This window comes from Actinoplanes octamycinicus (assembly GCF_014205225.1).
Lineage (GTDB): Bacteria > Actinomycetota > Actinomycetes > Mycobacteriales > Micromonosporaceae > Actinoplanes > Actinoplanes octamycinicus.
In genome coordinates, this window is sequence record NZ_JACHNB010000001.1 from 1,755,273 (window position 1) to 1,778,360 (window position 23,088).

At 68.6% G+C, this 23,088-nt stretch carries 18 protein-coding genes; 8 read left to right on the forward strand and 10 right to left on the reverse strand.

Features of this window, described 5'->3' with window-relative positions:
- Nucleotides 1-1,223 precede the first annotated feature (1,223 nt).
- The 9 genes from BJY16_RS07900 to rpmH form a co-directional block, all read right to left on the reverse strand.
- Nucleotides 1,224-1,850: a VC0807 family protein gene (locus BJY16_RS07900; RefSeq protein ID WP_185038436.1), complete on the reverse strand. Its 627-nt coding sequence runs from the start codon at nt 1,848-1,850 to the stop codon at nt 1,224-1,226.
- A gap of 414 nt (nt 1,851-2,264) precedes the next feature.
- Nucleotides 2,265-3,329: a ParB/RepB/Spo0J family partition protein gene (locus BJY16_RS07905; protein WP_185038437.1), complete on the reverse strand. Its 1,065-nt coding sequence runs from the start codon at nt 3,327-3,329 to the stop codon at nt 2,265-2,267.
- Complete coding sequence (locus tag BJY16_RS07910; protein ID WP_373873456.1) at nt 3,326-4,471, reverse strand: ParA family protein; 1,146 nt, start codon at nt 4,469-4,471, stop codon at nt 3,326-3,328. The genes BJY16_RS07905 and BJY16_RS07910 overlap by 4 nt, the downstream gene beginning before the upstream one ends.
- Nucleotides 4,472-5,215: 744 nt before the next feature.
- A complete protein-coding gene (rsmG, locus tag BJY16_RS07915; RefSeq protein WP_185038438.1) occupies nt 5,216-6,169 on the reverse strand; it encodes a 16S rRNA (guanine(527)-N(7))-methyltransferase RsmG in 954 nt (317 codons plus the stop codon).
- A 1-nt stretch (nt 6,170) separates the two neighbouring features.
- Nucleotides 6,171-6,791, reverse strand: a complete 621-nt coding sequence (locus tag BJY16_RS07920) for a Jag family protein (RefSeq protein ID WP_373873453.1) — start codon at nt 6,789-6,791, stop codon at nt 6,171-6,173.
- 138 nt (nt 6,792-6,929) lie between these two features.
- Nucleotides 6,930-7,958 carry a membrane protein insertase YidC gene (gene yidC, locus BJY16_RS07925; RefSeq protein WP_185038440.1) on the reverse strand — a complete coding sequence of 343 codons (1,029 nt, stop codon included), beginning with the start codon at nt 7,956-7,958 and terminating at the stop codon, nt 6,930-6,932.
- Between the two features lies 1 nt (nt 7,959).
- Nucleotides 7,960-8,217: a membrane protein insertion efficiency factor YidD gene (gene yidD / locus BJY16_RS07930; protein ID WP_185038441.1), complete on the reverse strand. Its 258-nt coding sequence runs from the start codon at nt 8,215-8,217 to the stop codon at nt 7,960-7,962.
- On the reverse strand, nt 8,214-8,570 hold the full coding sequence (gene rnpA / locus BJY16_RS07935; protein ID WP_185038442.1) for a ribonuclease P protein component: 357 nt from the start codon (nt 8,568-8,570) through the stop codon (nt 8,214-8,216). Before rnpA ends, yidD begins: the two co-directional genes overlap by 4 nt.
- Nucleotides 8,571-8,606: 36 nt before the next feature.
- The gene (gene rpmH, locus BJY16_RS07940) at nt 8,607-8,744 is read right to left on the reverse strand and encodes a 50S ribosomal protein L34 (protein ID WP_014695313.1); all 138 of its coding nucleotides are present in this window, start codon (nt 8,742-8,744) and stop codon (nt 8,607-8,609) included.
- A 557-nt stretch (nt 8,745-9,301) separates the two neighbouring features.
- Here rpmH and dnaA point away from each other — a divergent pair.
- From dnaA to BJY16_RS07970, 6 genes are all read left to right on the forward strand, one after another.
- Nucleotides 9,302-11,116: a chromosomal replication initiator protein DnaA gene (dnaA, locus tag BJY16_RS07945; protein WP_185038443.1), complete on the forward strand. Its 1,815-nt coding sequence runs from the start codon at nt 9,302-9,304 to the stop codon at nt 11,114-11,116.
- Nucleotides 11,117-12,839: 1,723 nt separating this feature from the next.
- Nucleotides 12,840-13,973: a DNA polymerase III subunit beta gene (gene dnaN / locus BJY16_RS07950; RefSeq protein ID WP_185038444.1), complete on the forward strand. Its 1,134-nt coding sequence runs from the start codon at nt 12,840-12,842 to the stop codon at nt 13,971-13,973.
- 39 nt (nt 13,974-14,012) lie between these two features.
- Nucleotides 14,013-14,885: a phosphogluconate dehydrogenase (NAD(+)-dependent, decarboxylating) gene (gnd, locus tag BJY16_RS07955; protein WP_185038445.1), complete on the forward strand. Its 873-nt coding sequence runs from the start codon at nt 14,013-14,015 to the stop codon at nt 14,883-14,885.
- Between the two features lie 3 nt (nt 14,886-14,888).
- Entirely contained in the window at nt 14,889-16,019 is a 1,131-nt protein-coding gene (gene recF / locus BJY16_RS07960; protein ID WP_185038446.1) for a DNA replication/repair protein RecF, read from the forward strand.
- 267 nt (nt 16,020-16,286) lie between these two features.
- Nucleotides 16,287-16,865: a DciA family protein gene (locus BJY16_RS07965; protein ID WP_185038447.1), complete on the forward strand. Its 579-nt coding sequence runs from the start codon at nt 16,287-16,289 to the stop codon at nt 16,863-16,865.
- Between the two features lie 125 nt (nt 16,866-16,990).
- Nucleotides 16,991-17,419 (forward strand): hypothetical protein, encoded by a 429-nt coding sequence (locus tag BJY16_RS07970; RefSeq protein WP_185038448.1) that lies wholly within the window; start codon nt 16,991-16,993, stop codon nt 17,417-17,419.
- On the opposite strand, the gene BJY16_RS07975 is transcribed toward BJY16_RS07970, so the two are convergent.
- Nucleotides 17,413-17,979, reverse strand: a complete 567-nt coding sequence (locus BJY16_RS07975; protein WP_185038449.1) for a hypothetical protein — start codon at nt 17,977-17,979, stop codon at nt 17,413-17,415. The two genes, BJY16_RS07970 and BJY16_RS07975, sit on opposite strands and share 7 nt — an antisense overlap.
- Before the next feature lie 528 nt (nt 17,980-18,507).
- Between BJY16_RS07975 and gyrB the strand changes: the two genes are divergently transcribed.
- Nucleotides 18,508-20,460: a DNA topoisomerase (ATP-hydrolyzing) subunit B gene (gene gyrB, locus BJY16_RS07980; RefSeq protein WP_185038450.1), complete on the forward strand. Its 1,953-nt coding sequence runs from the start codon at nt 18,508-18,510 to the stop codon at nt 20,458-20,460.
- Between the two features lie 111 nt (nt 20,461-20,571).
- On the forward strand, nt 20,572-23,085 hold the full coding sequence (gyrA, locus tag BJY16_RS07985; RefSeq protein WP_185038451.1) for a DNA gyrase subunit A: 2,514 nt from the start codon (nt 20,572-20,574) through the stop codon (nt 23,083-23,085).
- The last annotated feature ends 3 nt before the right edge of the window (nt 23,086-23,088 follow it).

Here is a 23,088-nt window from a genome sequence, read left to right on the forward strand (position 1 = left end):
CGCGCCTCAACGTTGTCCGTCCCGCCACGGGCGCACTCATGGCTTGCCTTGGCGCCCTGTGGGTGGACCCGTTTCACGTGAAACGCGACCTGCCCACTTTGCTCTCCCGATCGCGCAAGAGAGTCGGGCGCTACTGACACGGCTGGAATAACGATCGCCTCGAAGGAGGGCACCCAGAGGGAAGGCCAGGGCCAAGTATCGGTCCGACCCATGCTCAAACGAACCAGCAACGCGGTGGCGAGCCCGGCACGGGCAGCGGGCTCTAAGACGTGGCCGCTAATCAGCAGCAAGCGGCGGGCAGTCCCGGCCATGGTTCCGAGGGCTTGCGCAACGGCTTCAGCCCTAAGCAGTTGGTTGCGCGGGCGGTGATCGCACCCGGTTGGGCCGCGCCTTTCCGAGCCAGCGGTAAAGCCAGATAGCGACCTCCCGCATCCGGCGGAAAGGTCAGAAATGGCGGGCCTTCCCCGGTCCGGCGGGGGTCAGAAATGCCGCGCCTTCTGCGGTCCGGCGGGAAGGTCAGAAGTGGCGAGTCTTCCGTGGTCCGGCGGCCAAGGCTTCAATTAGCGAGCCGCCCACGGGTGGCTGAAGGGTGGTGGCGAACCAGGCGCGGCCGGTAGGGAGCTGGAACCAGGTTAGGGAGGTCGACGGCTCGAGACGAAGGCCCGATGGTTAGGCCGGCCCGCAGTGACCAAGCGCGGTAGGCCGTCGCTTCGGGCAATTCGAGGCGACGGTCCTCTGGAGCCGGACGCGTCGGACACTAGGCCTGCAACACAATGACCGAGCGAAGAACCGGTTGGTCGCCTTCGAGCAGGTCGAGCGGGCGGTGCGCTGACGGCAAATGCGCTGGCGCGAGGCCGGGAGCGGGGTGACTCAAGGGAGAGCCCCGGATGGTCACATTCGATCGGATCAAAAAGGCGGTGCGTTGTAGGTGAACCCGCTGGGCGCTAAGCCGAGACCGAGATGACCGGGCGAACCGGGCGGTTGCCTCTGATCGGTCGAAGTGCGGAACGCTGAGAGGAGAGGCCCGGAACGCTGAGAGGAGAGGCGCGGAACGCTGAGTGGAGAGGTGCGGATCGCTAAAAGGAGAGGTGCGGACCGCTGAGAGGAGAGGTGCCGGATGACGGGCAACTGGAGAGGCGGAGCGATCGTGACGGCTACGGAACGGCGGCCAGCGGGAGAGGCACCCGGCGAAGCTGGAGAAGACGGCACGTTCAACGGGCGGGTCAGGCCAGAGCTGCGGCGGGGGACTGCTTGTGGAGGGCGATGTAGCGGGCATTCCAGGCGATCAAGAGGGTAAAGGTCAGGACGGTCAGGAGGGTGGAGAGGCCGACCATTACGTGGATCGGGAGTAGGTAGACCAAGGCCACTCGGAGGACGGCTTCGGTCAGCAGGCCGGCGCCCCAGACCATGGAGGCAACTCGATGGCCGTGGCGCAGCTCGGGGTTGGTGGCATATTCAGTGGCCAGCTCGGTGGCCTTGGCCGGCATGAAGCTCTGCTGGGCCGACAGAGTCAAAGGCTTGGCGCCGCGCCAGGCGGTGACCACGAACAGGGTGCCGATCACCGCGGACATCGCCGAGTGCTTGATCAGCAGGAAGCGCGGATCGCCGGTTAGCAGAGTGAAGAGCAGCCCCACTCCGAAGACGGCGCCCATCACGATCGAGAAGTGGCTCAGCGACCGGCTCCGGACGGCGACCCAGATCAGGCGGACGCCGGCGGCCACGGTGCCGGCCAGCAGGGCCGCGGTGTCGCCGGCGCCCAGGGCGTGCAGACCGTAATAGGTGAGAACCGGCAAGCCGAGGTCTGCGGCCATCGAGCGGACCATGGCGGTCATACCGGGGTCGAGTCGCATCTTCGAATCTCCTCTGGCTAACCGCTCCTCGGTGGCGGCGATGCATTCATCCTCGCTGCGGAGGCGGCCGCAGCGGGACGACCAAGCCATGGAGACCGGCTGTCAACCACTCGATGGACAGCACCGACTTACACCGCTGGAGATCCGCAGTCCTACGCCGGTTGAGATCTGCCCAGCCCTACACCGTTATGTCGGGCCTAACAAGGTTGTTCAACGAGCCTCAAGCTGCCGACCGCTCAAAGCACCCATATCGGGCGTCAGAAACGTCGCCAACTTGATCCGCTGGCGAAAGAGAAATCCCAGGAGAATGGCTCTGACAGAACCGAAAAACGAAGAAGGCACGCGATCATCCGCGTGCCTTCCACCCCAAACTCGAAACCAAAAACGCTCCAGGACCAACCGGAGGAGGAACCCTCACTCCTCCGCCTCAGCCCGAGCCCCTTCTTCCTCAATCCCAATCATGCCCACTATCCGCTCAAGATCATCAACGGTAGCGAACTCGATCGTGATCTTGCCCTTGTTCCGCCCGATGTCGACCTTCACCCGGGTGTCGAACCGATCCGACAACCGATCAGCCAGATCGTTCAGAGCCGGCGCGTGCACCTTCGCCCGTCGAGCCGGCGCCGCCTTCTTCGCCGGCGCGTCATGCTGCGCCAGCTGAACGATCTCCTCGGTCGACCGGACCGAGAGCCCTTCCTTCACGATCCGCTCAGCGAGCTGCTCCTGGGCCTCACTGTTGCTCAACCCGAGCAGCGCCCGAGCATGCCCGGCCGACAGCACCCCGGCCGCGACCCGCCGCTGCACCTGCGCCGGCAGGTTCATCAGCCGGATCGTGTTCGAGATCTGCGGCCGGCTCCGCCCGATCCGCCGAGCCAGCTCCTCGTGCGAAACCCCGAACTCCTCCAGCAGCTGCGAGTACGCAGCCGCCTCTTCCAGCGGGTTCAGGTTCGCCCGGTGGATGTTCTCCAGCAGCGCGTCCCGCAGCATGGCGTCATCCGGCGTGTCCCGGACGATCGCCGGAATGGTCTCCTTGCCGACCGCCTGGGCCGCCCGCCACCGGCGCTCACCCATGACCAGCTCATAGCGGCCGTCACCGAGCTCCCGGACCACGATCGGCTGCAGGAAGCCGATCTCCTGGATCGAGGTCTTGAGCTCTTCCAGCGCCTCTTCGTCGAAGACGTGACGCGGCTGCTTGGCGTTCGGCTCGATCGACGACACGGGCAGCTCGGCGAACCGTGCCCCGGGCACCGGCGCAAGGTCTTCCTGCGGCGCCAGCACCGGCTCCGGAACCGGCGGCGGCGCCAGCGCGGTAGCCGTCGAGGGCAGCCCGTCCGGCGACACGGCTACCGCGGTTGCCGGAGCGGCCGACACCGGTGCCACGTCGACGCCGTTGTCGGGGGAGGACGGACCGGGAGCCGGCGCCGTGGGGATCAACGCGCCCAGGCCACGGCCCAAGCCACCCCGCGGACGGTTCTTCATTCCGTTCCTCCTGTGTTGACCCCGCGCACCGCGATCTCCAGAGCAGCCTCGAAGTAGCTGGTTGCGCCCCTTGATCCCGGATCGTAGGTCATCACCGACTGGCCGTAGCTCGGAGCCTCCGACACCCGCACGTTCCGGGGAATCACCGCGTTCAGAACCTTGGCTCCGAAGTGATTCCGCACGTCCTGCTCCACGGCGTCGGCCAGGCGGGTCCGCCGGTCGTACATGGTCAGCAGGATGGTGGAGACGTCCAGCGTCGGGTTCAGGTGCTGGCGCACCAGGTTGATGTTGTTGATCAGCTGATTCAGCCCCTCCAGCGCGTAGTACTCGCACTGGATCGGGATGAGGACCTCCTGCGCCGCGCAGAGCGCGTTGACCGTCAGCAGGCCGAGCGACGGCGGGCAGTCGATGAAGACGTAGTCGAACTTCTCCGGGTGCGCGTTGATCGCGCGCTGCAGGCGGGACTCGCGAGCCACCACCGACACCAGCTCGATCTCGGCGCCGGCCAGGTCGATCGTCGCCGGGACGCAGTAGAGATTGGGGATGCCCTCGACGCCCTGGGCCACCTCAGCCAGCGGCACGTTGTCGATCAGGCAGTCGTAGACGTCCGGCACACCGGCGTGGTGCGGCACGTTGAGGCCGGTGGACGCATTCCCCTGCGGGTCCAGGTCGACCACCAGCACCCGGTTGCCATGCAGCGCGAGCGCCACCGCCAGGTTCACCGTGGTGGTCGTCTTCCCGACGCCGCCCTTCTGATTGGCGACGCAAATCACCCGTGGGTGGTCCGGGCGCGGCATGATGATCTCGCCGCTCGGGTTGAGGATCTGCACAGCTCGCAACGCTTCCATGGCCAGGGGCGGATCGTCCTCATCCACGCTCGGCGTTTCACGTGAAACATGCTCGTCGGGCTGAACAGATGCACCAGATACGGGGACAGTAGCGGCGGGCGCCGCCGAAATCGGCGTGGCGGACACTTGCCCGACCGCAGGGGGACCGGACCGAGGTGCCGGCGCGGGTCCACGGAAGTCGTCCGGTTGATGTGGCGCGGGCGCGCCGTAGCCGTAGGAGGCCGACGGGCTGTACCCGCCTGGGCGGGGCTGAGGAACGCCCTGCTCACCGGGGTGCGGTCCGCCCGCGTTCACTCCCGACGACCGGTCGAGAGGCGACTCGGTTTCACGTGAAACACCGTACTCATGCACCGCTTTATCCCTGTTGGCTAGGAATGGGTCGGCCGGTTGATCGCGCGTCCCGGCGGGAGAGATCCGGTCCACACTATCGACGCCTGGCCAGCCTACGGCCGCAGGGCGAGCGTTGCCATCTCCGTACACAGGATGAGTCGAGCGCAACGTCTCGTCCGCATCCTCGGTCGTCCCGACAAAAACCATCACGCCCGACACAAGTCGCAAGGTTCCGCCATACCCGCCAACCTCGCCGGCGTCCGGACCGTCCGCTCCCTCAAGCTCCGCGTCCGAGACACCCCCTTCCGTACGATCACCGCTCGCCCGCCGGAACGCATCCGTCGACGTTTCCCGTGAAACAGGCGCTTCATCGGCCGCGACCCGTCGCAGCGCCACACCCGAGGACCCAAGCGCCCCCACCACAGAAGGCACTGATCCGGCTTCTGACGGCACTGGGGACGAGATCCCTGGGTGCCCTGAGGGTCCCGGCGATACGGCCGACGGGAGGGCCGCTGGGCCCTCACGACTCGGAACCGCGGTAGCACTTGATTCGTCGACCGCGGCGACATCCAGGCTCGCCACCCCGTCCCGCCGCGGTTCCTCGTCCACCGGGCGATCCACAGCCGGCTCCGGGCGTACCTCCAATGGTGTTGATGGCTCGGGGCGCGCCTTGCGCGCATGCCGCTTCCTCGCACCCCGCCTGCCCATCTAACCCCTCCGTCTGTTCCCCCGCCCGCCGCGGCCGCCACCGGAACCCGCAGACCGCCCAGCGCCACCCGAACCCGCCGCCCGACCGGCGCCCGTGGCGCCCCCGGCCCGACGACCACCCGAACCCGCCGCCCGAGCCCGGCCGACCAGAACGTCCCGCTCTTTCACGATCTCGACAACCGTCGCCGGAGGATCGATCAGCCCCGCCCCGCAGAGCCGGATCTCCGGCACCCCGCCGCCGAGCCGCTCCACCGCAATCCGGTTCTCCTCGATCTCCTCCTCCGCCGACGCCCCCTTGAGCGCCAGCAACCTGCCCCCGACCCGAGCCAGCGGCAGGCACCACCCGGCCAGCTTGTCCAGCGCCGCCACCGCCCGCGCGGTGACCACGTCGGCCTCACCGACCTGGCCGAGCACCTCCTCGGCCCGCCCGCGCAGGACCGTGACCCGGTCCAACCCGAGCTCGTCGACCACCTCGGTAAGGAAGGCGGTACGCCGGGCCAGCGGCTCGACCAGGGTGATGCCAAGATCCGGACGAGCCACTGCGAGCACGATACCGGGCAAACCGGCACCAGAGCCCACGTCAACCACCGAAGCGCCGATAGGGAATAACTCGGCCATAACCGCACAGTTCACCAGGTGGCGTTCCCAGATCCGCGGCGTCTCCCGTGGACCGACCAGCCCGCGCAGCACACCCTCGGTCGCCAGCAGCTGTGCGAACTCCCCGGCCAGCGCCAACCGGTCACCGAACACCCGGGCCGCGACATCCGCGATCTCGGCCGGTGGCCGCAGCACGTCGACCGCGGAGACGTCCCGGGACGCCTCGGCCGACGAGGACGGCGCGTTCTGCGCCAGGCCGGGACGGTCCGCGTAGGAGGAAGGGGCGGGGAAAGACGACGGCCCGGGCGTCGCAACGCCCGGGCCGAGGTCACCCGCGCCGAAGCGTGGGTCCGTCATGTCACTCCGCCACGCGAACCACGATGCGCCGGTTCGGCTCGACGCCCTCGGACTCGCTCAGCACGCCCGCGATCGCGTTGACCACGTCGTGCACGCACTTGCGCTCGAAGGCCGACATCGGCTCCAGGCGGACCACCTCGCCGTGCTCCTTGACCTTCTCCACGGCGTTGCGGGCGACCGCGGCCAGCTCCTTGCGCCGGGCCGCGCGGTAGCCACCGATGTCGAGCAGCAGCCGGCTCGGCGAACCGGTGGCCCGGAAGATGGCCAGGCGGGTCAGCTCCTGCAGCGCCTCCAGCGTGGCGCCGCGCTGGCCGACCAGCGGCTGCAGCCGGCCGCCGACCACCTCGACCATCGGACGGCCGGCGGAGACCAGCTCGTCGATGTCGCCGTCGTAGTCGAGGATGTCCAGCAGCCCCTCGACGTAGTCCGCGGCGATCTCGCTCTGCCGGAACAGGTCGCTGTCCGACGCGACGCTCTCCGACTTCTTCGTCTCCGCCGAGCTCTCGTCCGCCGGGGACGCCGGGGACGCCGGCGCCGCAGCCGACGCGGCCGCGTCCGTTTCCGGAGCGGACGAGTCGGAAGCAGGAGGAGTAGAAGCGGGGGGAGTACTGGTGTCGGTCACGGTCTCATCTCCGTTGTCACTCGGGCCGGACCGAGATCGGTCCGCTGTTTCCCGCGCCGCCGCCATGGGGACGTGTCGCGGGGAGGTCGGTAGCAAGGGGAGCGCGCGGGACCCGGTCAGCCGGGCCCCGCGCCGCGATCATCCCTTGGGTTTGTTCGCTGGCCGGGCGCCCTTCTTCGGATTCACCGGTTTGGCGCCGGGCTTCGGCGCGAGCGCCTTGGTGTCGACGACCGGGACGGCCGGCTCCTCGGCGTCCTTCTTCCGGCTGAACAGGCCACCGCTGCGGCCCGGCTGCACCGGGTTCTTCGACTTCAGGTCGCTGGCGGTCGCGTTCGCCGGGCGGGCGCCGGAACCACCCTTGCCGGCCATCTGCGGCGGCGGGAACTTGCGCAGCACCCACTGCTGCTGGGCCAGGGTGAACAGGTTGTTCGTCACCCAGTAGATGACCACACCGATCGGGAACAGGGAGCCGGAGATCAGCAGCGAGAACGGGATGCCGTAGAGCATCAGCCGCTGGATCATCTTCTGCTGCGGGTCCTCGGCCCAGCCGGTCTTCAGGATCATCTGCCGGCTGGTCAAGAAGGTGGTGGTCATCATCAGCAGGATGAGGACCGCGGCCAGCACCTTGACCGTGGTGCCGTTCGCCCCGAGCGCGGCCAGCTCGGCGTCGGTCGACCCGAACTTGGCGCTGATCGGTGCGTTGAACAGGTGCGCCGCCGACGCGCTGTTGAACTGCTCGAGCGACCAGCCGTAGATCGTCTTCAGCCGCTCGGGCAGCGCCGGGTTCAGGTGGCGCAGCACGTGGAAGAGGCCGAGGAAGACCGGGATCTGCAGGAGCATCGGAAGGCAGCCCATCAGCGGGTTCGCCTTCTCGGTCCGGTACAGCTCCATCATTTCCTTCTGGAGCGTCTCCCGGTCACCCTTGTGCTTCTCCTGCAGTGCCTTCACCTTGGGCTGCAGCGCCTGCATCGCCCGCTGGCTCTTGATCTGCTTGACGAAGACCGGGAACAGGATGACGCGCAGCGTCACCACCAGGAAGAAGATCGAGAGGACCCAGGCCCAGTTCGTACCGAGCACGCGGTCGTCCGGCACGCCGATCGCGTCCCACAGGGCATGCCAGCGAAGGAGGATCCACGAAATGGCGTAGTAGATCCAGTCGAGACTCAATCTAAGCTCCAGTCACATCGGCAGGACGGTGACGGCTTGGGTCAGGCACCGGGTCGAACCCGCCAGGGTGGAAGGGATGACAACGCAGGAGCCGCCAGATCGCCAGGCCCGTCCCCCGCACCGCACCGTGCCGCGCCAGTGCCTCCTGGGCGTACGCACTGCATGAGGGGTAGAACCGACAGCGGGCCGGCAGCACCGGACTCAAGTATCGACGGTACGCGACGACGGCCGCGGTCAGGAGCCGGGCAGCCGGGCTCATCGCGGTCTCCGGGGCCGGCGGGCGGACGCCAGCGCGCCCTCCAGATCGGCCGCGAGATCGGCGAACCCGGCCTGGGCGGCCGGCGGCAGAGCGCGCACCACCAGCGAAGATCCCGGCGGAAGGTCGGTGAGCAGCGGCCGGACCAGATGGCGCAGCCGGCGCCGGACCTTGTTGCGGACCACCGCGTTGCCCACGGCTTTGGATACGACGAAGCCGGCGCGCGCCGTGGTGGCGTGCGCCGGCTCCTCGATAAGCAGGTGGACGACCAGGGTCCCGCGGCCGGCCCGACGGCCACCGCGGATCGCTGCGGCGAAGTCCGCGCTACGCCGCAGTCGCTGCGTCGCGGCCAGCACGACTACCTGGGCATTCCGGCCCGACTAACCGCCGACTCAGGCCGACAGCTTGTCGCGGCCCTTGCCACGGCGGGCAGAAAGGATGGCGCGGCCGGCACGGGTGCGCATGCGCAGCCGGAAGCCGTGGGTCTTGGCGCGCCGGCGGTTGTTCGGCTGGTAGGTGCGCTTGCTCACGTCAGAACTCCGTCTTCAACTACGTCAGGGGGCATCCGCTGCAAGACGCCACTTTATCAGAGCGCGGCGGAGCAACCGCTCAACCCTACGCAGGGCGGTTGCAGCGGTCAACCATATCCTGTTCCGGCACGCCCGGCACCGGCGTTTCCCCGACCCGCGACCAGCGCACCCGCCTGGGATGGGCCGGACGGCGGTTGTAGTTGGCCACTCGGCGCTGTTAGCGTGCCCGGTTGCTGGTCTTACCCGGTCGTTCGCATACCGCGTGGCGGCGGCCAAAACCGGACAAGCAGGTGGATCGTTCGCCACGGTGAGCCTGTTTCAAGCCCGCGCCGCTACAGGCTCCGGTGAATCTGCCGACCATCCGGCCGGGAGCGCCATCGGCACCGCCACGGGTTGTGGATAACCTGTGGATAGCCGGTGGCGCCGTGCGTGTTCAGCGCGTTAACTGTGCTGGGGTTGGGGAGCCGATCGGTGCGCCTGCACGGGCGCCGACAGGCACAGCGGAAGGCCGGACACAAGGTCCACCGGGGGTCGGTGGCGATGGGGGTGGCGCGGCGGTGGCCGATCAGGTCGACCTGGGCAAGCTGTGGCAGGACACGCTCAGCGAATTGTCCGAGGAGATCGCTTCCCGGCAGCAGCGTGCCTATCTCCGGTTCACCCGCTTGCGGGCGATCGTCGAGGACACCGCTCTGCTGTCGGTTCCGGACGCGTACACCCGGGACGTGATCGAGCTGCGGCTGCGCCCGGCGATCACCGAAGCCCTCACCCGCCGGCTGAACCGTCCGATCCAGGTGGCCGTCACGGTCCGCCCGCCGGAGGACGGCACCGGCATGCCCGGCACGGTTTACGGCACCCCGGTCGAGCCGGAGCCGGCACCCCGCCCGGAGCCGCAGCCGATGCACTACGCCGACCCGCCGCGCCCGGCCGACCCCAGGAATTTCCAGCCCGAGCTGCCCGGATATCCGGCTGAACAGCAGTATCAGCAGCCGGCGTTCGGGCCGCCGGAGCACGCCCCGGAGCCGTACCCGACCGGGTCCGCGCAGCACTCGTCGCCGCCGGCCGTGCCCTATGTCCGCAACGACGGCCAGGAGGCGCTCTTCGCCGACCCGATGCCGGCGATGCCTCCCGCGCCGCCGGTCAACCGGTCGGCGCCGCCACGCGCCCCGGAGAAGAACGAGCTGCCCCACGAGGCAGCCCCGATGCCGCCGCAGAACAACCAGCGTCACCCGATTGACCGCCGCGACGACCCGATGCCCAACCGCGCCGGCGACAACGGCCCCGGCCGGCCGCAGGTCGACCTGCGCGGCCCGGGCGCCTCGCCGCGCCCCGGCGGCAACGACGGGAACCGGCTCAACCCGAAGTACATGTTCGAGACGTTCGTCATCGGCTCGTCCAACCGCTTCGCGCACGCCGCGTCGGTCGCGGTCGCCGAGTCACCGGCGAAGGCGTACAACCCGCTGTTCATCTACGGCAGCTCCGGGCTGGGGAAAACCCACCTCCTGCACGCCATCGGTCACTACGCCACCACCCTGGGCCACGCCCGGTCGGTGCGTTACGTCTCGACCGAGGAGTTCACCAACGACTTCATCAACAGCCTGCGCGACGACAAGACGCAGGCGTTCCAGCGCCGGTACCGGGACGTCGACATCCTGCTGATCGACGACATCCAGTTCCTGGAGAACCGGGAGCGGACGCAGGAGGAGTTCTTCCACACCTTCAACACGCTGCACAACGCGAACAAGCAGATCGTGATCAGCTCGGACCGCTCACCGCGCCAGCTGGCCACGTTGGAGGACCGGATGCGGACCCGCTTCGAGTGGGGCCTGCTCGCCGACATCCAGCCGCCGGACCTCGAGACGCGCATCGCGATCCTGCAGAAGAAGGCCGCTCAGGAGCGGATGTACGCCCCCGACGACGTGCTGGAGTTCATCGCGTCCCGGGTCTCCAACTCGATCCGCGAGCTCGAGGGCGCCCTCATCCGGGTGACCGCGTTCGCCAGCCTCACCCGCTCCCCGGTGCAGCTGTCGCTGGCCGAGGAGGTGCTCCGCGACTTCATGCCGGACGGCGCCGGCCCGGAGATCACCGCCGACCAGATCATGGTCTCCACCGCGGACTACTTCGGCGTCTCGCTGGAGGACCTGCGCGGACACTCCCGCAGCCGGGTGCTGGTCAACGCCCGCCAGGTCGCGATGTACCTGTGCCGCGAGCTGACCGACCTCTCCCTACCCCGGATCGGACAGGCCTTCGGCGGCCGCGACCACACCACGGTCATGCACGCCGACCGCAAGATCCGCCAGCACATGGCCGAGCGCCGCTCGCTCTACAACCAGATCGCCGAGCTGACCAACCGGATCAAACAACAGAACACCTGATTTCGGTACGCCCTCAGCCCGACCCAACCGCAAGCGACCGTCCCGTCGAGCCGCCCCCAGGCCCGGCGGGCCCCAGACCGCCTCCGGCTCACGGGCGAATCCCCACTCCCGCCTGCTCCGGCCCCGCCCAGCGCCGCCCCGCTCCCCGTGGTCCAACGCCCCGCTGCGATCCCCTCTACGCCGGGTCCCGCTGCGATCCCCTCTACGCCACGGTCCCGCCCGGCGCCCGCGCCATCCCACGCTCTCGCCCGGGCCGCCCGCGCTCCCGCCCACAGCCTCGCGCAGCCTGCCGATCCGGAAGCCGCCGACGGCTCGCGACGATCACCAGGGCCAACGGGCCGGCATCGCCCGTTAGAGCACCAACGCGGAGTTACCCACAGGCACCTGACAACGGCATTGACCTGGGACAACACGCGATATACACGGGTTATCCACTGCTTTCACCCCGGTTTTCCACAGCACCATCCCCAATTTCTGCACTGACCTGGGGATATTGCCATTGTTCGATGTCAACTTTCGAGGGCGCAAAACACGAAGTTGTCAACGGCAGAACGGGTCCGTTTCGTGCCAACGTTTTCCACACTAATCCACAGGCGTCCACAGGCGTCCTCCCCAGACAGTGGACAACGCTCCCGCCGTTAGCCACAGATGTGGAGAAGTCCTGGGGATATCGATGTGGACAAACACGGGAGGGTGATCCGTTAGTCAACAGCCTGTGGAGGAGTGTGGATTACCTGTTGAAGGTTCTGGGGACAACCAGACGCCGGCCTCGCTCCGCTGTCCACAGGTCGGGGGACAAACCCAGTGGATTACCGGTGGATAGCCTGGGGACAACGGTGGATAACCGCCGTGAACTTCTTCGCTGTGGACGCAGACCCGGGTTTGTACCCCGGTTTCCCACATGTGAATCACCGGTGGATAACCCTCTCACCAGGCAAAACGCGGGTTCTCCACAGAATGCACAGGCCCTATGAAGACGACTAGTTATTTCTCTAATAGGACTCAAAAACAATCATCAGCGTTGTGGAAGGTGTGGATGCTCGGCTTCCGGGCTCGCTGAGGGCCGGGTCAGAGCGGCACCAGAAGCAAGGAGCCGGACCGCTGTCGCCTCGAAGCGAGATCCCCAGCGTGACACCCCGGCAAACCCACCGACCGGTCTGCGACGCTCCCCAGGGGCTGAGTGCTGAGTGCTGAGTGCTGAGGGCTGAGTGCTGAGGGCTGAGTGCTGAGTGCTGAGGGCTGAGTGCTGAGAGCGGGAGAGCGGGAGAGCGGGAGAGCGGGAGAGCGGGAGAGCGGGAAGGCTGTGGGTCGGCCGGTGCGCGGAGGTCGTACCGAAAGATCGGGAACCTGTCGCCGACCGGACCCGAGGTTGTCGAAGTCGCGTCTACCGGTTACGCCTGAATACCGGGAAGCTGTGTCTCGATCCGCTTCACCACGGCCGCCGATCGCACCGCGGGCCGGGCTTCCCTCGTTCCGGCGATGGGGTCCCTCTCCGGTGGCCGGATCCGCCTCGTTCCGGCGATGCGGTTCGCCTTCGGCCGCCGAGGCGGGTTCGCTGCGACAGGACGGATCCGCCACCAGGCGCGGGAAGTCAGCGGCAGCAGCACCCTCGGAAGCCGGCCCGTGCGGTCGCGCCCCGGGGCCGGGCACACGTGAACACCGTCAGCGCCATAGAGTTTCAGTGGGGTCGACACCCCGTAGAGGAAGCATCGCGGAGGACAGCATGAAGTTCCGGGTGGAGCGAGACGCGCTCGCCGACGCCGTGGCCTGGACAGCCAAGAGCCTGCCCAGCCGGCCGTCAGTGCCGGTGCTGGCCGGTGTCCTGCTGCGAGTCACCGACGGGCGCCTGCAGGTCTCCGGGTTCGACTACGAGGTCTCCAGCCAGGTCTCGGTCGAGGTGCAGGCGGACGCGGACGGCGCCGCGCTGGTCTCCGGCCGGCTGCTCGCCGAGATCACCAAGGCGCTGCCCGGCAAGCCGGTCGACATCGCCGCCGTCGGCGCGCACCTCGAGCTGGTCTGCGGCAGCGCGCGTTTCACCCTCCCCACGATGCCTGTGGAGGACTATCCGACCCTCCCGGACATGCCGACCAGCGCCGGCACCGTCGACGCCGCTACGTTCGCCTCAGCGGTCTCCCAGGTGGCCATCGCGGCCGGCCGGGACGAGACGCTGCCGATGATGACCGGTGTCCGGATCGAGCTGAACGGCACCACCATGGCGATGCTCGCCACCGACCGCTACCGGTTGGCCATGCGCGAGATCGAGTGGAGCCCGGACGACCCGGAGATCAGCCTGAACGCGCTGGTCCCGGCGAAAACGCTGAACGACACCGCGAAGGCGCTCGGCCCGCTCGGCGGTTCGGTGACCCTGGCCCTGGCCCAGGGCAACGCCGGCGAGGGCATGATCGGTTTCGCCGGCGGCACCCGGCGCACCACCAGCCGCCTGCTCGACGGGGCGAACTACCCGCCGGTCCGCTCGCTCTTCCCAACCGCGCACAACGCCGAGGCCCGGATCGCCGTCTCCGCCCTGGTCGAGGTGGTCCGACGGGTCGCCCTGGTGGCCGAGCGCACCACCCCCGTGCTGCTCAGCTTCAGCGAGGACGGCCTGGTCGTGGAGGCCGGCACCACCGAGGAGGCGCGGGCCAGCGAGGCGATGGAGGCCCAGTTCACCGGCGAGGCGCTGACCATCGGCTTCAACCCGCAGTACCTGATCGACGGCCTGCAGAACCTGGGCGCACCCACCGCGGTGTTCTCGTTCGTGGACGCGTTCAAGCCCGCTGTGATCTCCCCCGCTGGTGAATCCGGCGAAATCATCCCGGGATACCGCTATCTGATCATGCCGATCCGGGTAACGCGCTGATACTGAGCGAGGAACATTCGCACTTCTAGGGGGAAGACCATGCAACTCGGCCTGATCGGTCTCGGCCGGATGGGTGGCAACATGCGGGAACGACTTCGTGCTGCCGGGCACGAAGTCGTCGGATTCGACCAGAACCTGGATGTAAGCGACGCCACCAGCCTGGCGGACCTGGCTGAGAAGCTGGCCGCGCCGCGCGTGGTCTGGACCATGGTGCCGTCCGGCAAGATCACTGAGGACACCATCGACGCGCTCGCCGAGGTGCTGTCCCCCGGCGACATCATCATCGACGGCGGCAACTCGAAGTTCACCGACGACGCCCCGCGGGCCGCCCGGCTCGCCGAGAAGGGCATCAAGTACATGGACGTCGGTGTCTCCGGCGGCGTCTGGGGCAAGACCAACGGCTACGCGCTGATGGTCGGCGGTGACAAGGAGACGGTCGCGCACTGCATGCCGATCTTCGAGGCGCTCAAGCCGGCCGGCGAGTTCGGGTTCGCGCACGCCGGCGGCCCGGGCGCCGGGCACTACGCCAAGATGGTGCACAACGGCATCGAGTACGGCCTGATGCACGCGTACGCCGAGGGGTTCGAGATCCTCGAGGCGTCCGAGCACGTGGACAACGTGCCGGCGATCATCAAGAGCTGGCGGGAGGGCAGCGTCGTCAAGTCGTGGCTGCTCGACCTGCTGGACCGGGCCCTCGACGAGGACCCGAAACTGGCCGGCATCAAGGGCTACGCGGACGACACCGGTGAGGGTCGCTGGACGGTCGACGAGGCGGTTCGTCTCGCCGTGCCGGCCCACGTCATCTCGGCGTCGCTGTTCGCCCGGTTCGCGTCCCGGCAGGACGACTCGCCGGCCATGAAGGCCGTCGCGGCGCTGCGCAACCAGTTCGGCGGCCACGCCGTCAAGCGCTGACCCATGCACGTACGCCGGGTCGAGCTCGTCGACTTCCGTTCCTACGAGCGGGTTGCCGTCGATCTCGACCCCGGCGTGTCCGTGCTGGTCGGGCAGAACGGCATGGGCAAGACGAACCTGATCGAGGCGCTCGGGTACGTGGCCACTCTGGACAGTCACCGGGTGGCCACCGACGCCCCGCTCGTCCGGTTCGGCGCCACCTCCGCGGTGATCCGCTGCGCGATCGTCCACGAGGGACGTGAGCTGCTGGTCGAGCTGGAGATCGTGCCGGGCAAGGCGAACCGGGCCCGGTTGAACCGGTCGCCGGTCCGCCGCCCGCGCGAGGTGCTCGGCGCCCTGCGGATGGTGCTGTTCGCCCCGGAGGACCTGGAGCTGGTTCGCGGCGACCCGTCCGAGCGCCGCCGCTACCTGGACGACCTGCTGGTCGCCCGGCAGCCCCGTTACGCGGGTGTCCGAGCCGACTACGACCGGGTGGTCAAACAACGAAACGCCCTTTTGCGTACGGCGTACCTGACCCGCAAGGTGGGTGGCTCGCGTGGCCAGGACCTCTCGACCCTGACCGTGTGGGACCACCACCTCGCGCAGTTCGGAGCGGAGCTGCTGGCCGGTCGCCTGGAGCTGGCCGCGGCGCTCGGCCCGCACCTGACCAAGGCGTACGACGCGGTGGCGGCCGGCAAGTCGGCGGCCTCGATCGCCTACGCGTCCCGTCTCGGCGACGACCTGACCACCGACCGCGCCGTCCTGGAGGCGGCCCTGCTCGCCAAGATGCAGGAGCGCCGGACGGCCGAGGTGGAGCGCGGCACCACGCTGGTCGGCCCGCACCGCGACGACCTGCTGCTGTCGCTCGGCGAGCTGCCCGCGAAGGGTTATGCCAGCCACGGTGAGTCCTGGTCGTTCGCCCTGGCCCTGCGACTGGCGGCGTACGACCTGCTGCGCTCCGACGGGATCGAGCCGGTGCTGGTGCTGGACGACGTCTTCGCCGAGCTGGACGCCGGCCGGCGGGACCGGCTGGCCGCGCTGGTGTCCGACGCCGCCCAGTTGCTGGTGACCTGCGCGGTGCCCGAGGACGTGCCGGCCGCGTTGCGCGGGGTGCGGTTCGACGTGACCACCGGGACGGTGACCCGTGGCTCCTGAGCCGGTGGTGAACAGCCTGTGGAAAAGTCGGTGGGCGGTTTGTGGAGAACTGGCCGTCTTCGCGGTGAATGCGGTGCCGGACGCGGCGGGCGTAGGCTTCCAGCGGCGATCCACTAGCCGTTCCGCAGCTCTCAGCGGTCCGGAGAGCGCGTTGCCGGATGCGATGGTGGGTCGGTCCGGGGCATGCGGTTCCTCTGGGGCTGCTGCGCTTGTTGACGAGCTGTCGGCCGACGGCCGGGACCGTGGTTGTCCACAGGGGGTGGCGTGATGCCGAGCGAAGCGGACGGCGGACCCGCGGCGAGTGCCGGCGCCGGGCCGGCCGGCGCCGGGGATGCCGGCGCCGAAGCCGGGAAGGCCGGGCCGGAGCTGGCGCGGGCGGTGCTCGACGCGGCCCTGGCGCGGCGGCGGGAGGCCGCCCGGCAGCCGCGCAAGCGGACCGGCGGCGGCGGTGAGCGGCGGCTGCGCGGATACTCCGGGCCCGGGCCGGATCCACGGGACCCGCAACTGTTCGGCGCGGTGCTGCAGCGCCTGATGAAGACCCGCGGGTGGGAGCGGCCGCGCGCCGAGGCCACCGTCTTCGGCTCCTGGGAGAAAGTGGTCGGGCCGGACATCGCCGCGCACAGCCGGCCGGTCCGGCTGGACGCCGGGGTGCTGACCGTGGAGGCGGAGTCCACCGCCTGGGCCACCCAGCTGCGCATGCTGACCGGCAAGCTGCTCCAGCAGATCGCCGGCGAGGTGGGCCACAACGTGGTCACCCGGCTCAACATCCACGGCCCGGCGGCGCCCTCGTGGAGCCGCGGGCCGCGCCGTGTCCAGGGCCGGGGCCCGCGCGACACCTACGGCTGACAGTGCCCCGGGACGCGTTGGTCTCCTCCGGCGCATGGAGGATTTCCGCAGGAAGTTTTCCGCCGGCATGAAACCGGATACGAGTCGGCGGCGTCCTAACAGATATGGGGATACGACGGCTGTTCGTGCTGCTACTCCTCGTGCTGGCCGCGGTGCCGGCCGTGACGACGCCGGCCTGGGCGTGCTCGTGCGAGGTGTCCGGCGGGCGGGGCGGCACGGATCAGGCTCTCGTCGGCGTGGTCCGCTCGGTGCGGGCCACCGGGACCGAGCCGCCGTCGTGCGGGGCCCGGTTCGTCCCGAGCGCGCGTCACCAGGTGTTCGCCCAGGCCGGCCGCACCGATCTGTGCCAGGGGACCCAACTGGTCAAGACCGGTTTCCGCAGTGGTGACCAGCCGGCCGCCCGCAGCCCGATGCGCTGGCCGCTGATCCTGGCCACCGGCGCCGGCGTGCTCCTGCTGGTGATCGCCGGCGAGCTGTGGTGGCTCTCCCGCCAGCCCGAACTGCTCGCCGAGCCGCGCCGCCGGGTGCCGGCCGGGGCGGACGCGGGTCAGTAATCGGCGAAGACGGCGAAGCCCCGCTCGGCGCAGCGGCGGTAGAAGCCGGCCAGGATGGCCAGCTCGGTGCGGGCGAAACTCCAGTGCGGGGCGTTGCCGGCGTCGTCGCGCAGCGCGGCGAGCCGGTGGTCGAGCCAGCGCAGCTGCTGCTCGGGCAGGCGGCCGCCGGCGATCGCGGTGCGCATCACCGCGGCCACCGTGTCGAAGGTGACCAGGTCGCCGAACTGCTCGTGACCCTCGACGAAACGCTCCAGGCCGCCGGCGATCCAGGCGCAGCCGTCCGGGTCGATCACCGGGTCCTCGTCCTCGGCGGCCGCGTCGGTGGCGTAGAGCACGCCCTCCAGGCCCAGCAGCAGGTCGACCAGCTCGGTGTAGGCGGTCGCGCGTACCGTGCCGGTCTTGGCGATGTGCAGCGCGAGCGCGCCGGTGGGCGCGGCGATCTCCGGGGCGTCGGCGATCGCGCCGAAGTCGACGAACTCGGCGGGAGCCACCGGGTCGTAGTACTGGCCCGTCCGCGGCCAGTGCACCGCGACGTTGTCCAGGCCCTTGTCGTGCGCCATCGGGCAACCCTTCCTCGACCTGACCAAGCGATCCGTTCGGCCGTGCACGGCCCGCGCGGGCGAGGTTACGACACCGCCGCCTGCCGCTGACAGGCAGTGTGGCAGCGAGGGCGGGCCGGGTCCGGCAGGCGCGCCCGGCCCGCAGCGTTGCCATTGTGCGGAGGGGCTGTTCCGTGTAGGGGGAGACGTGGGAGGCGGGCTCAATCGCGCTACGGCACTCTCAGGCACCCGGAAGGGGTGCCGGACCCTCGCCAACTCGCTTCGGCGGAGTAGAATCGACGGCGACCGGGAAAACTGTGCTTGACGGTGTTGGAGCTGCTACGCGCAGCCACCTTCGTCACGCTACGCGGTTTTTCCAGCCGATCACTATCCGCGGGCTGTCCGCGGCGACCGGCGTGCATGGTTCCACCGGTGGTCCGCTCTTCCCGCGGTGTCATCTCCGGTGCCCCGTGCGCGCCGACAGCCGCTGGTGGCCCGCCAACCCCGTGCGGGGCCCCTGGTGGGCCCGGTGCGAGAAAGCGGCCGAGGGTGGCAGAGAACAATCAGCAGTATGGTGCCGAGTCGATCACCGTGCTCGAAGGCCTTGAGGCGGTTCGCAAGCGTCCCGGTATGTACATCGGCTCCACCGGCGAGCGGGGTCTGCACCACCTGATCTGGGAGGTCGTGGACAACGCCGTCGACGAGGCGCTCGCGGGGTACTGCGACACCATCGACGTGGTCCTGCTGGCCGACGGCGGTGTCTCGGTCACCGACAACGGCCGGGGTTTCCCGGTCGACCTGCACCCCAAGCTGAAGAAGCCGGGTGTCGAGGTGGCGCTGACCGTGCTGCACGCGGGTGGCAAGTTCGACAACCAGGCCTACAAGGTCTCCGGTGGTCTGCACGGCGTCGGTGTCTCGGTGGTGAACGCGCTCTCCACCCGGATGGCGGTGGAGATCCACAAGTCCGGCTTCGTCTGGCGGCAGAAGTACAACGCCTCCGTCCCCACCGAGCTGGTCAAGGGCGAGGAGACCGACCACACCGGGTCGACCGTGCAGTTCTGGCCGGACCCGGCGATCTTCGAGACGGTCGAGTTCGACTTCCAGACCATCTACCGCCGGCTCCAGGAGATGGCGTTCCTGAACCGCGCTCTCACCATCAACTTCACCGACGAGCGACCCGACTACCGCGACGAGAACGGTGAGCCGCGCAAGGTCACCTTCATGTACGCGGGCGGCATCTCGGACTTCGTCCGGCACCTGAACGCGACCAAGAGCGCGATCCACAAGACGGTGATCGAGTTCGGCGCCGAGGACAACGAGGCCGGCATGGGCGTCGAGATCGCCATGCAGTGGAACGAGTCCTACGGCGAGTCGGTCTACACCTTCGCCAACCGGATCAACACGCACGAGGGCGGCACCCACGAGGAGGGCTTCCGGTCCGCGCTGACGACCATCGTCAACAAGTACGGCATCGAGAAGAAGTTCCTCAAGGGCGACCAGAAACTGTCCGGTGAGGACATCCGTGAGGGTCTCGCCGCGATCATCTCGGTGACCCTGCGCGAGCCGCAGTTCGAGGGCCAGACCAAGACGAAGCTCGGCAACACCGACATGAAGAGCTTCGTGCAGAAGGTGGCGAACGAGCAGCTGGCCGACTGGTTCGACCGGAACCCGGCGGACGCCAAGCTGATCATCACGAAGGCCGACCAGGCAGCCCGCGCCCGGATCGCCGCGCAGCAGGCCCGCAAGCTGGCCCGGCGCAAGTCGCTGCTGGAGTCCGGCTCGATGCCCGGCAAGCTGGCCGACTGCCAGTCCACCGACCCGCGCGAGACCGAGCTGTTCATCGTCGAGGGTGACTCGGCCGGTGGCTCGGCGAAGCAGGGTCGGTCCAGCAAGTACCAGGCCATCCTGCCGATCCGCGGCAAGATCCTGAATGTCGAGAAGGCCCGGATCGACCGGGTGCTGAAGAACAACGAGGTCCAGTCGCTGATCACCGCGATGGGCACCGGCATCCACGACGAGTTCGACATCGGCAAGCTGCGGTACCACAAGATCATCCTGATGGCCGACGCCGACGTCGACGGCCAGCACATCCAGACGCTGCTGCTCACCCTGCTGTTCCGCTTCATGCGGCCGCTGGTCGAGCAGGGCCACGTCTACCTGGCCGCGCCGCCGCTCTACAAGATCAAGTGGAACAAGCGGGGTGACGACGCGCAGTACGCCTACTCCGACCGGGAGCGGGACGGGCTGATCGCGCTGCGCCAGCAGAAGAAGCCGAATGCCAAGCCGGATGACATCCAGCGGTTCAAGGGTCTCGGCGAGATGAACTTCCACGAGCTGTGGGACACCACGATGGACCCGGAGACGCGGACCCTGCGCCAGGTCACCCTGGACGACGCCGCGGTCGCCGACGAGCTGTTCAGCGTGCTGATGGGTGAGGACGTCGAGGCCCGGCGGTCGTTCATCCAGCGCAACGCGAAGGACGTCAGGTTCCTCGACATCTGATCACCGTGGTCACGTGTCCACAGATGAGGGCACCTTTCCACAGTGTTATCCACAGCTATTCGCGGGTCTTTGGCCGAATTTGTCTGGCTTCACCTTGAGTAAGGGTTAACAGTGACTGACATTCCCGAACCCCCCGGCGACGACGCTGCCCAGGAGGAATCCGGCGGCGGTGTGACCCAGCGCGTCGAGCCGGTGGGTCTCGAGGTCGAGATGCAGCGCTCGTACCTCGACTACGCGATGAGCGTCATCGTCGGGCGGGCCCTGCCGGACGTCCGTGACGGCTTGAAGCCGGTGCACCGCAAGATCCTCTACGCGATGTACGACGCCGGCTTCCGGCCCGACCGCGGTTACGTGAAGTGCGCGCGCGTCGTCGGCGACGTGATGGGCAACTACCACCCGCACGGTGACTCGTCGATCTACGACGCCCTGGTCCGGATGGGCCAGCCCTGGTCGCTGCGGTACCCGCTGATCGACGGCAACGGCAACTTCGGCTCGCCGGGCAACGACCCGCCGGCCGCCATGCGGTACACCGAGTCGAAGCTGTCCCCGCTCGCCATGGAGATGCTGCGGGACATCGACGAGGACACCGTCGACATGCAGGACAACTACGACGGGCGTACCAAAGAGCCGACGATCCTGCCGGCCCGCTTCCCGAACCTGCTGGTCAACGGCTCGGAGGGGATCGCGGTCGGGATGGCGACCAAGATCCCGCCGCACAACCTGCGGGAGATCGCGGCCGCCGTCCAGTGGTGCCTGGACAACATCGACGCGGACGAGGCGACCACCCTCGACGCGCTCCTCGAGATCGTCAAGGGTCCGGACTTCCCCACCTACGGCCTGATCGTCGGCCAGCAGGCGATCCAGGATGCCTACCGGACCGGCCGCGGCTCGATCCGGATGCGCGCGGTCGTCGAGGTCGAGGAGGACCAGCGCGGCCGGCCGTGCCTGGTGGTGACCGAGCTGCCGTACCAGGTGAACCCGGACAACCTCGCCGAGCGGGTCGCCGAGCTGGTCAAGGAGGGCAAGCTCACCGGCATCGCCGACATCCGGGACGAGTCGTCCGGCCGGACCGGCATGCGGCTCATCCTGGTGCTCAAGCGCGACGCCGTCGCCAAGGTGGTGCTGAACAACCTCTACAAGCACACCCAGCTGCAGGAGACCTTCGGCGCCAACATGCTGGCGCTGGTCGACGGGGTGCCGCGGACGCTGAACCTGGCGCAGTTCATCCGCTACTACGTCGAGCACCAGATCGAGGTCATCCGACGGCGGACCGCGTACCGGCTGCGCAAGGCCGAGGAGCGCGCGCACATCCTGCGCGGTCTGGCCAAGGCGCTGGACATGCTCGACGAGGTCATCGCCCTGATCCGGCGCTCGCCCACGGTGGAGGACTCGCGCCAGGGCCTGATGACGCTGCTCGACGTCGACGAGATCCAAGCCACCGCGATCCTCGACATGCAGCTGCGCCGGCTGGCCGCCCTGGAGCGGCAGCGGATCATCGACGAGCTGGCGAAAATCGAGCTGGAGATCGCCGACTTCAAGGACATCCTGGCGAAACCCGAGCGGCAGCGGGCGATCATCTCCGAGGAGCTCGGCGAGATCGTGCAGAAGTTCGGCGACGATCGGCGTACCCAGATCATCCCGTTCGACGGCGAGGTCTCCATGGAGGACCTCATCGCGCGCGAGGATGTTGTGGTAACCATCACACGTACGGGTTATGCCAAGCGCACCAAGGTCGACATGTATCGATCGCAGAAGCGTGGCGGCAAGGGCGTGAGCGGCGCGACCCTGCGACAGGACGACATCGTCTCGCACTTCTACGTGATCTCCACGCACGACTGGATGCTGTTCTTCACGAACAAGGGCCGGGTGTATCGGGCAAAGGCCTACGAACTGCCCGAGGCGAACCGCACCGCCAAGGGACAGCACGTCGCGAACCTGCTGGCCTTCCAGCCGGACGAGCACATCGCGCAGGTCATCCAGATCTCGAATTACCAGGTCGCGCCGTACCTTGTGCTCGCCACTAAGAATGGTCTCGTGAAGAAGACCCGCCTCGACGAATTTGACTCCAACCGCAGCGGTGGCATCATCGCCATCAACCTGCGGGAGGATGACGAATTGGTGGGCGCGGCGCTCGTGGCACCGGAGGACGACCTCCTCCTGGTGTCGAAGCACGCCCAGGCGATCCGCTTCAACGCGACCGACGAGGCGCTGCGGCCGATGGGGCGGGCGACGTCCGGTGTGATCGGGATGCGCTTCGGCGACAACGACGAGCTGCTCGCCATGGAGGTCGTGCGCGAGGGCATGGATGTGTTGGTCGCCACCAACGGTGGGTATGCCAAACGCACTCCGATCGAGGAGTATCCGGTGCAGGGGCGTGGCGGCAAGGGGGTGCTCACCGCGAAGATCACCGAACGTCGTGGTGGACTTGTCGGCGCTCTGGTGATCAGCCCGGAGGATGAACTGTTTGCCATCACCAGCAATGGTGGTGTCATCCGGACTCCCGTGAAGCCTGTACGGCGCACACGGGATCGGAACACAATGGGGGTCAAGCTGATGGACCTCCCTGAAGGTGTAACCATCGTGGCGCTTGCTCGCAATGCCGACGAGCCTGACGAACAGGACTAGTTG

Bases quoted from the DNA above. Each gene is read 5' to 3' on its own strand.
- BJY16_RS07965 (WP_185038447.1), top strand. From the start codon at position 16,287: ATGCCGAGCGAAGCGGACGGCGGACCCGCGGCGAGTGCCGGCGCCGGG.
- dnaN (WP_185038444.1), top strand. From the start codon at position 12,840: ATGAAGTTCCGGGTGGAGCGAGACGCGCTCGCCGACGCCGTGGCCTGG.
- yidD (WP_185038441.1), bottom strand. From the start codon at position 8,217: ATGAGCCCGGCTGCCCGGCTCCTGACCGCGGCCGTCGTCGCGTACCGT.
- BJY16_RS07975 (WP_185038449.1), bottom strand. From the start codon at position 17,979: ATGGCGCACGACAAGGGCCTGGACAACGTCGCGGTGCACTGGCCGCGG.
- recF (WP_185038446.1), top strand. From the start codon at position 14,889: ATGCACGTACGCCGGGTCGAGCTCGTCGACTTCCGTTCCTACGAGCGG.
- BJY16_RS07900 (WP_185038436.1), bottom strand. From the start codon at position 1,850: ATGCGACTCGACCCCGGTATGACCGCCATGGTCCGCTCGATGGCCGCA.
- BJY16_RS07905 (WP_185038437.1), bottom strand. From the start codon at position 3,329: ATGAAGAACCGTCCGCGGGGTGGCTTGGGCCGTGGCCTGGGCGCGTTG.
- rsmG (WP_185038438.1), bottom strand. From the start codon at position 6,169: ATGACGGACCCACGCTTCGGCGCGGGTGACCTCGGCCCGGGCGTTGCG.
- gnd (WP_185038445.1), top strand. From the start codon at position 14,013: ATGCAACTCGGCCTGATCGGTCTCGGCCGGATGGGTGGCAACATGCGG.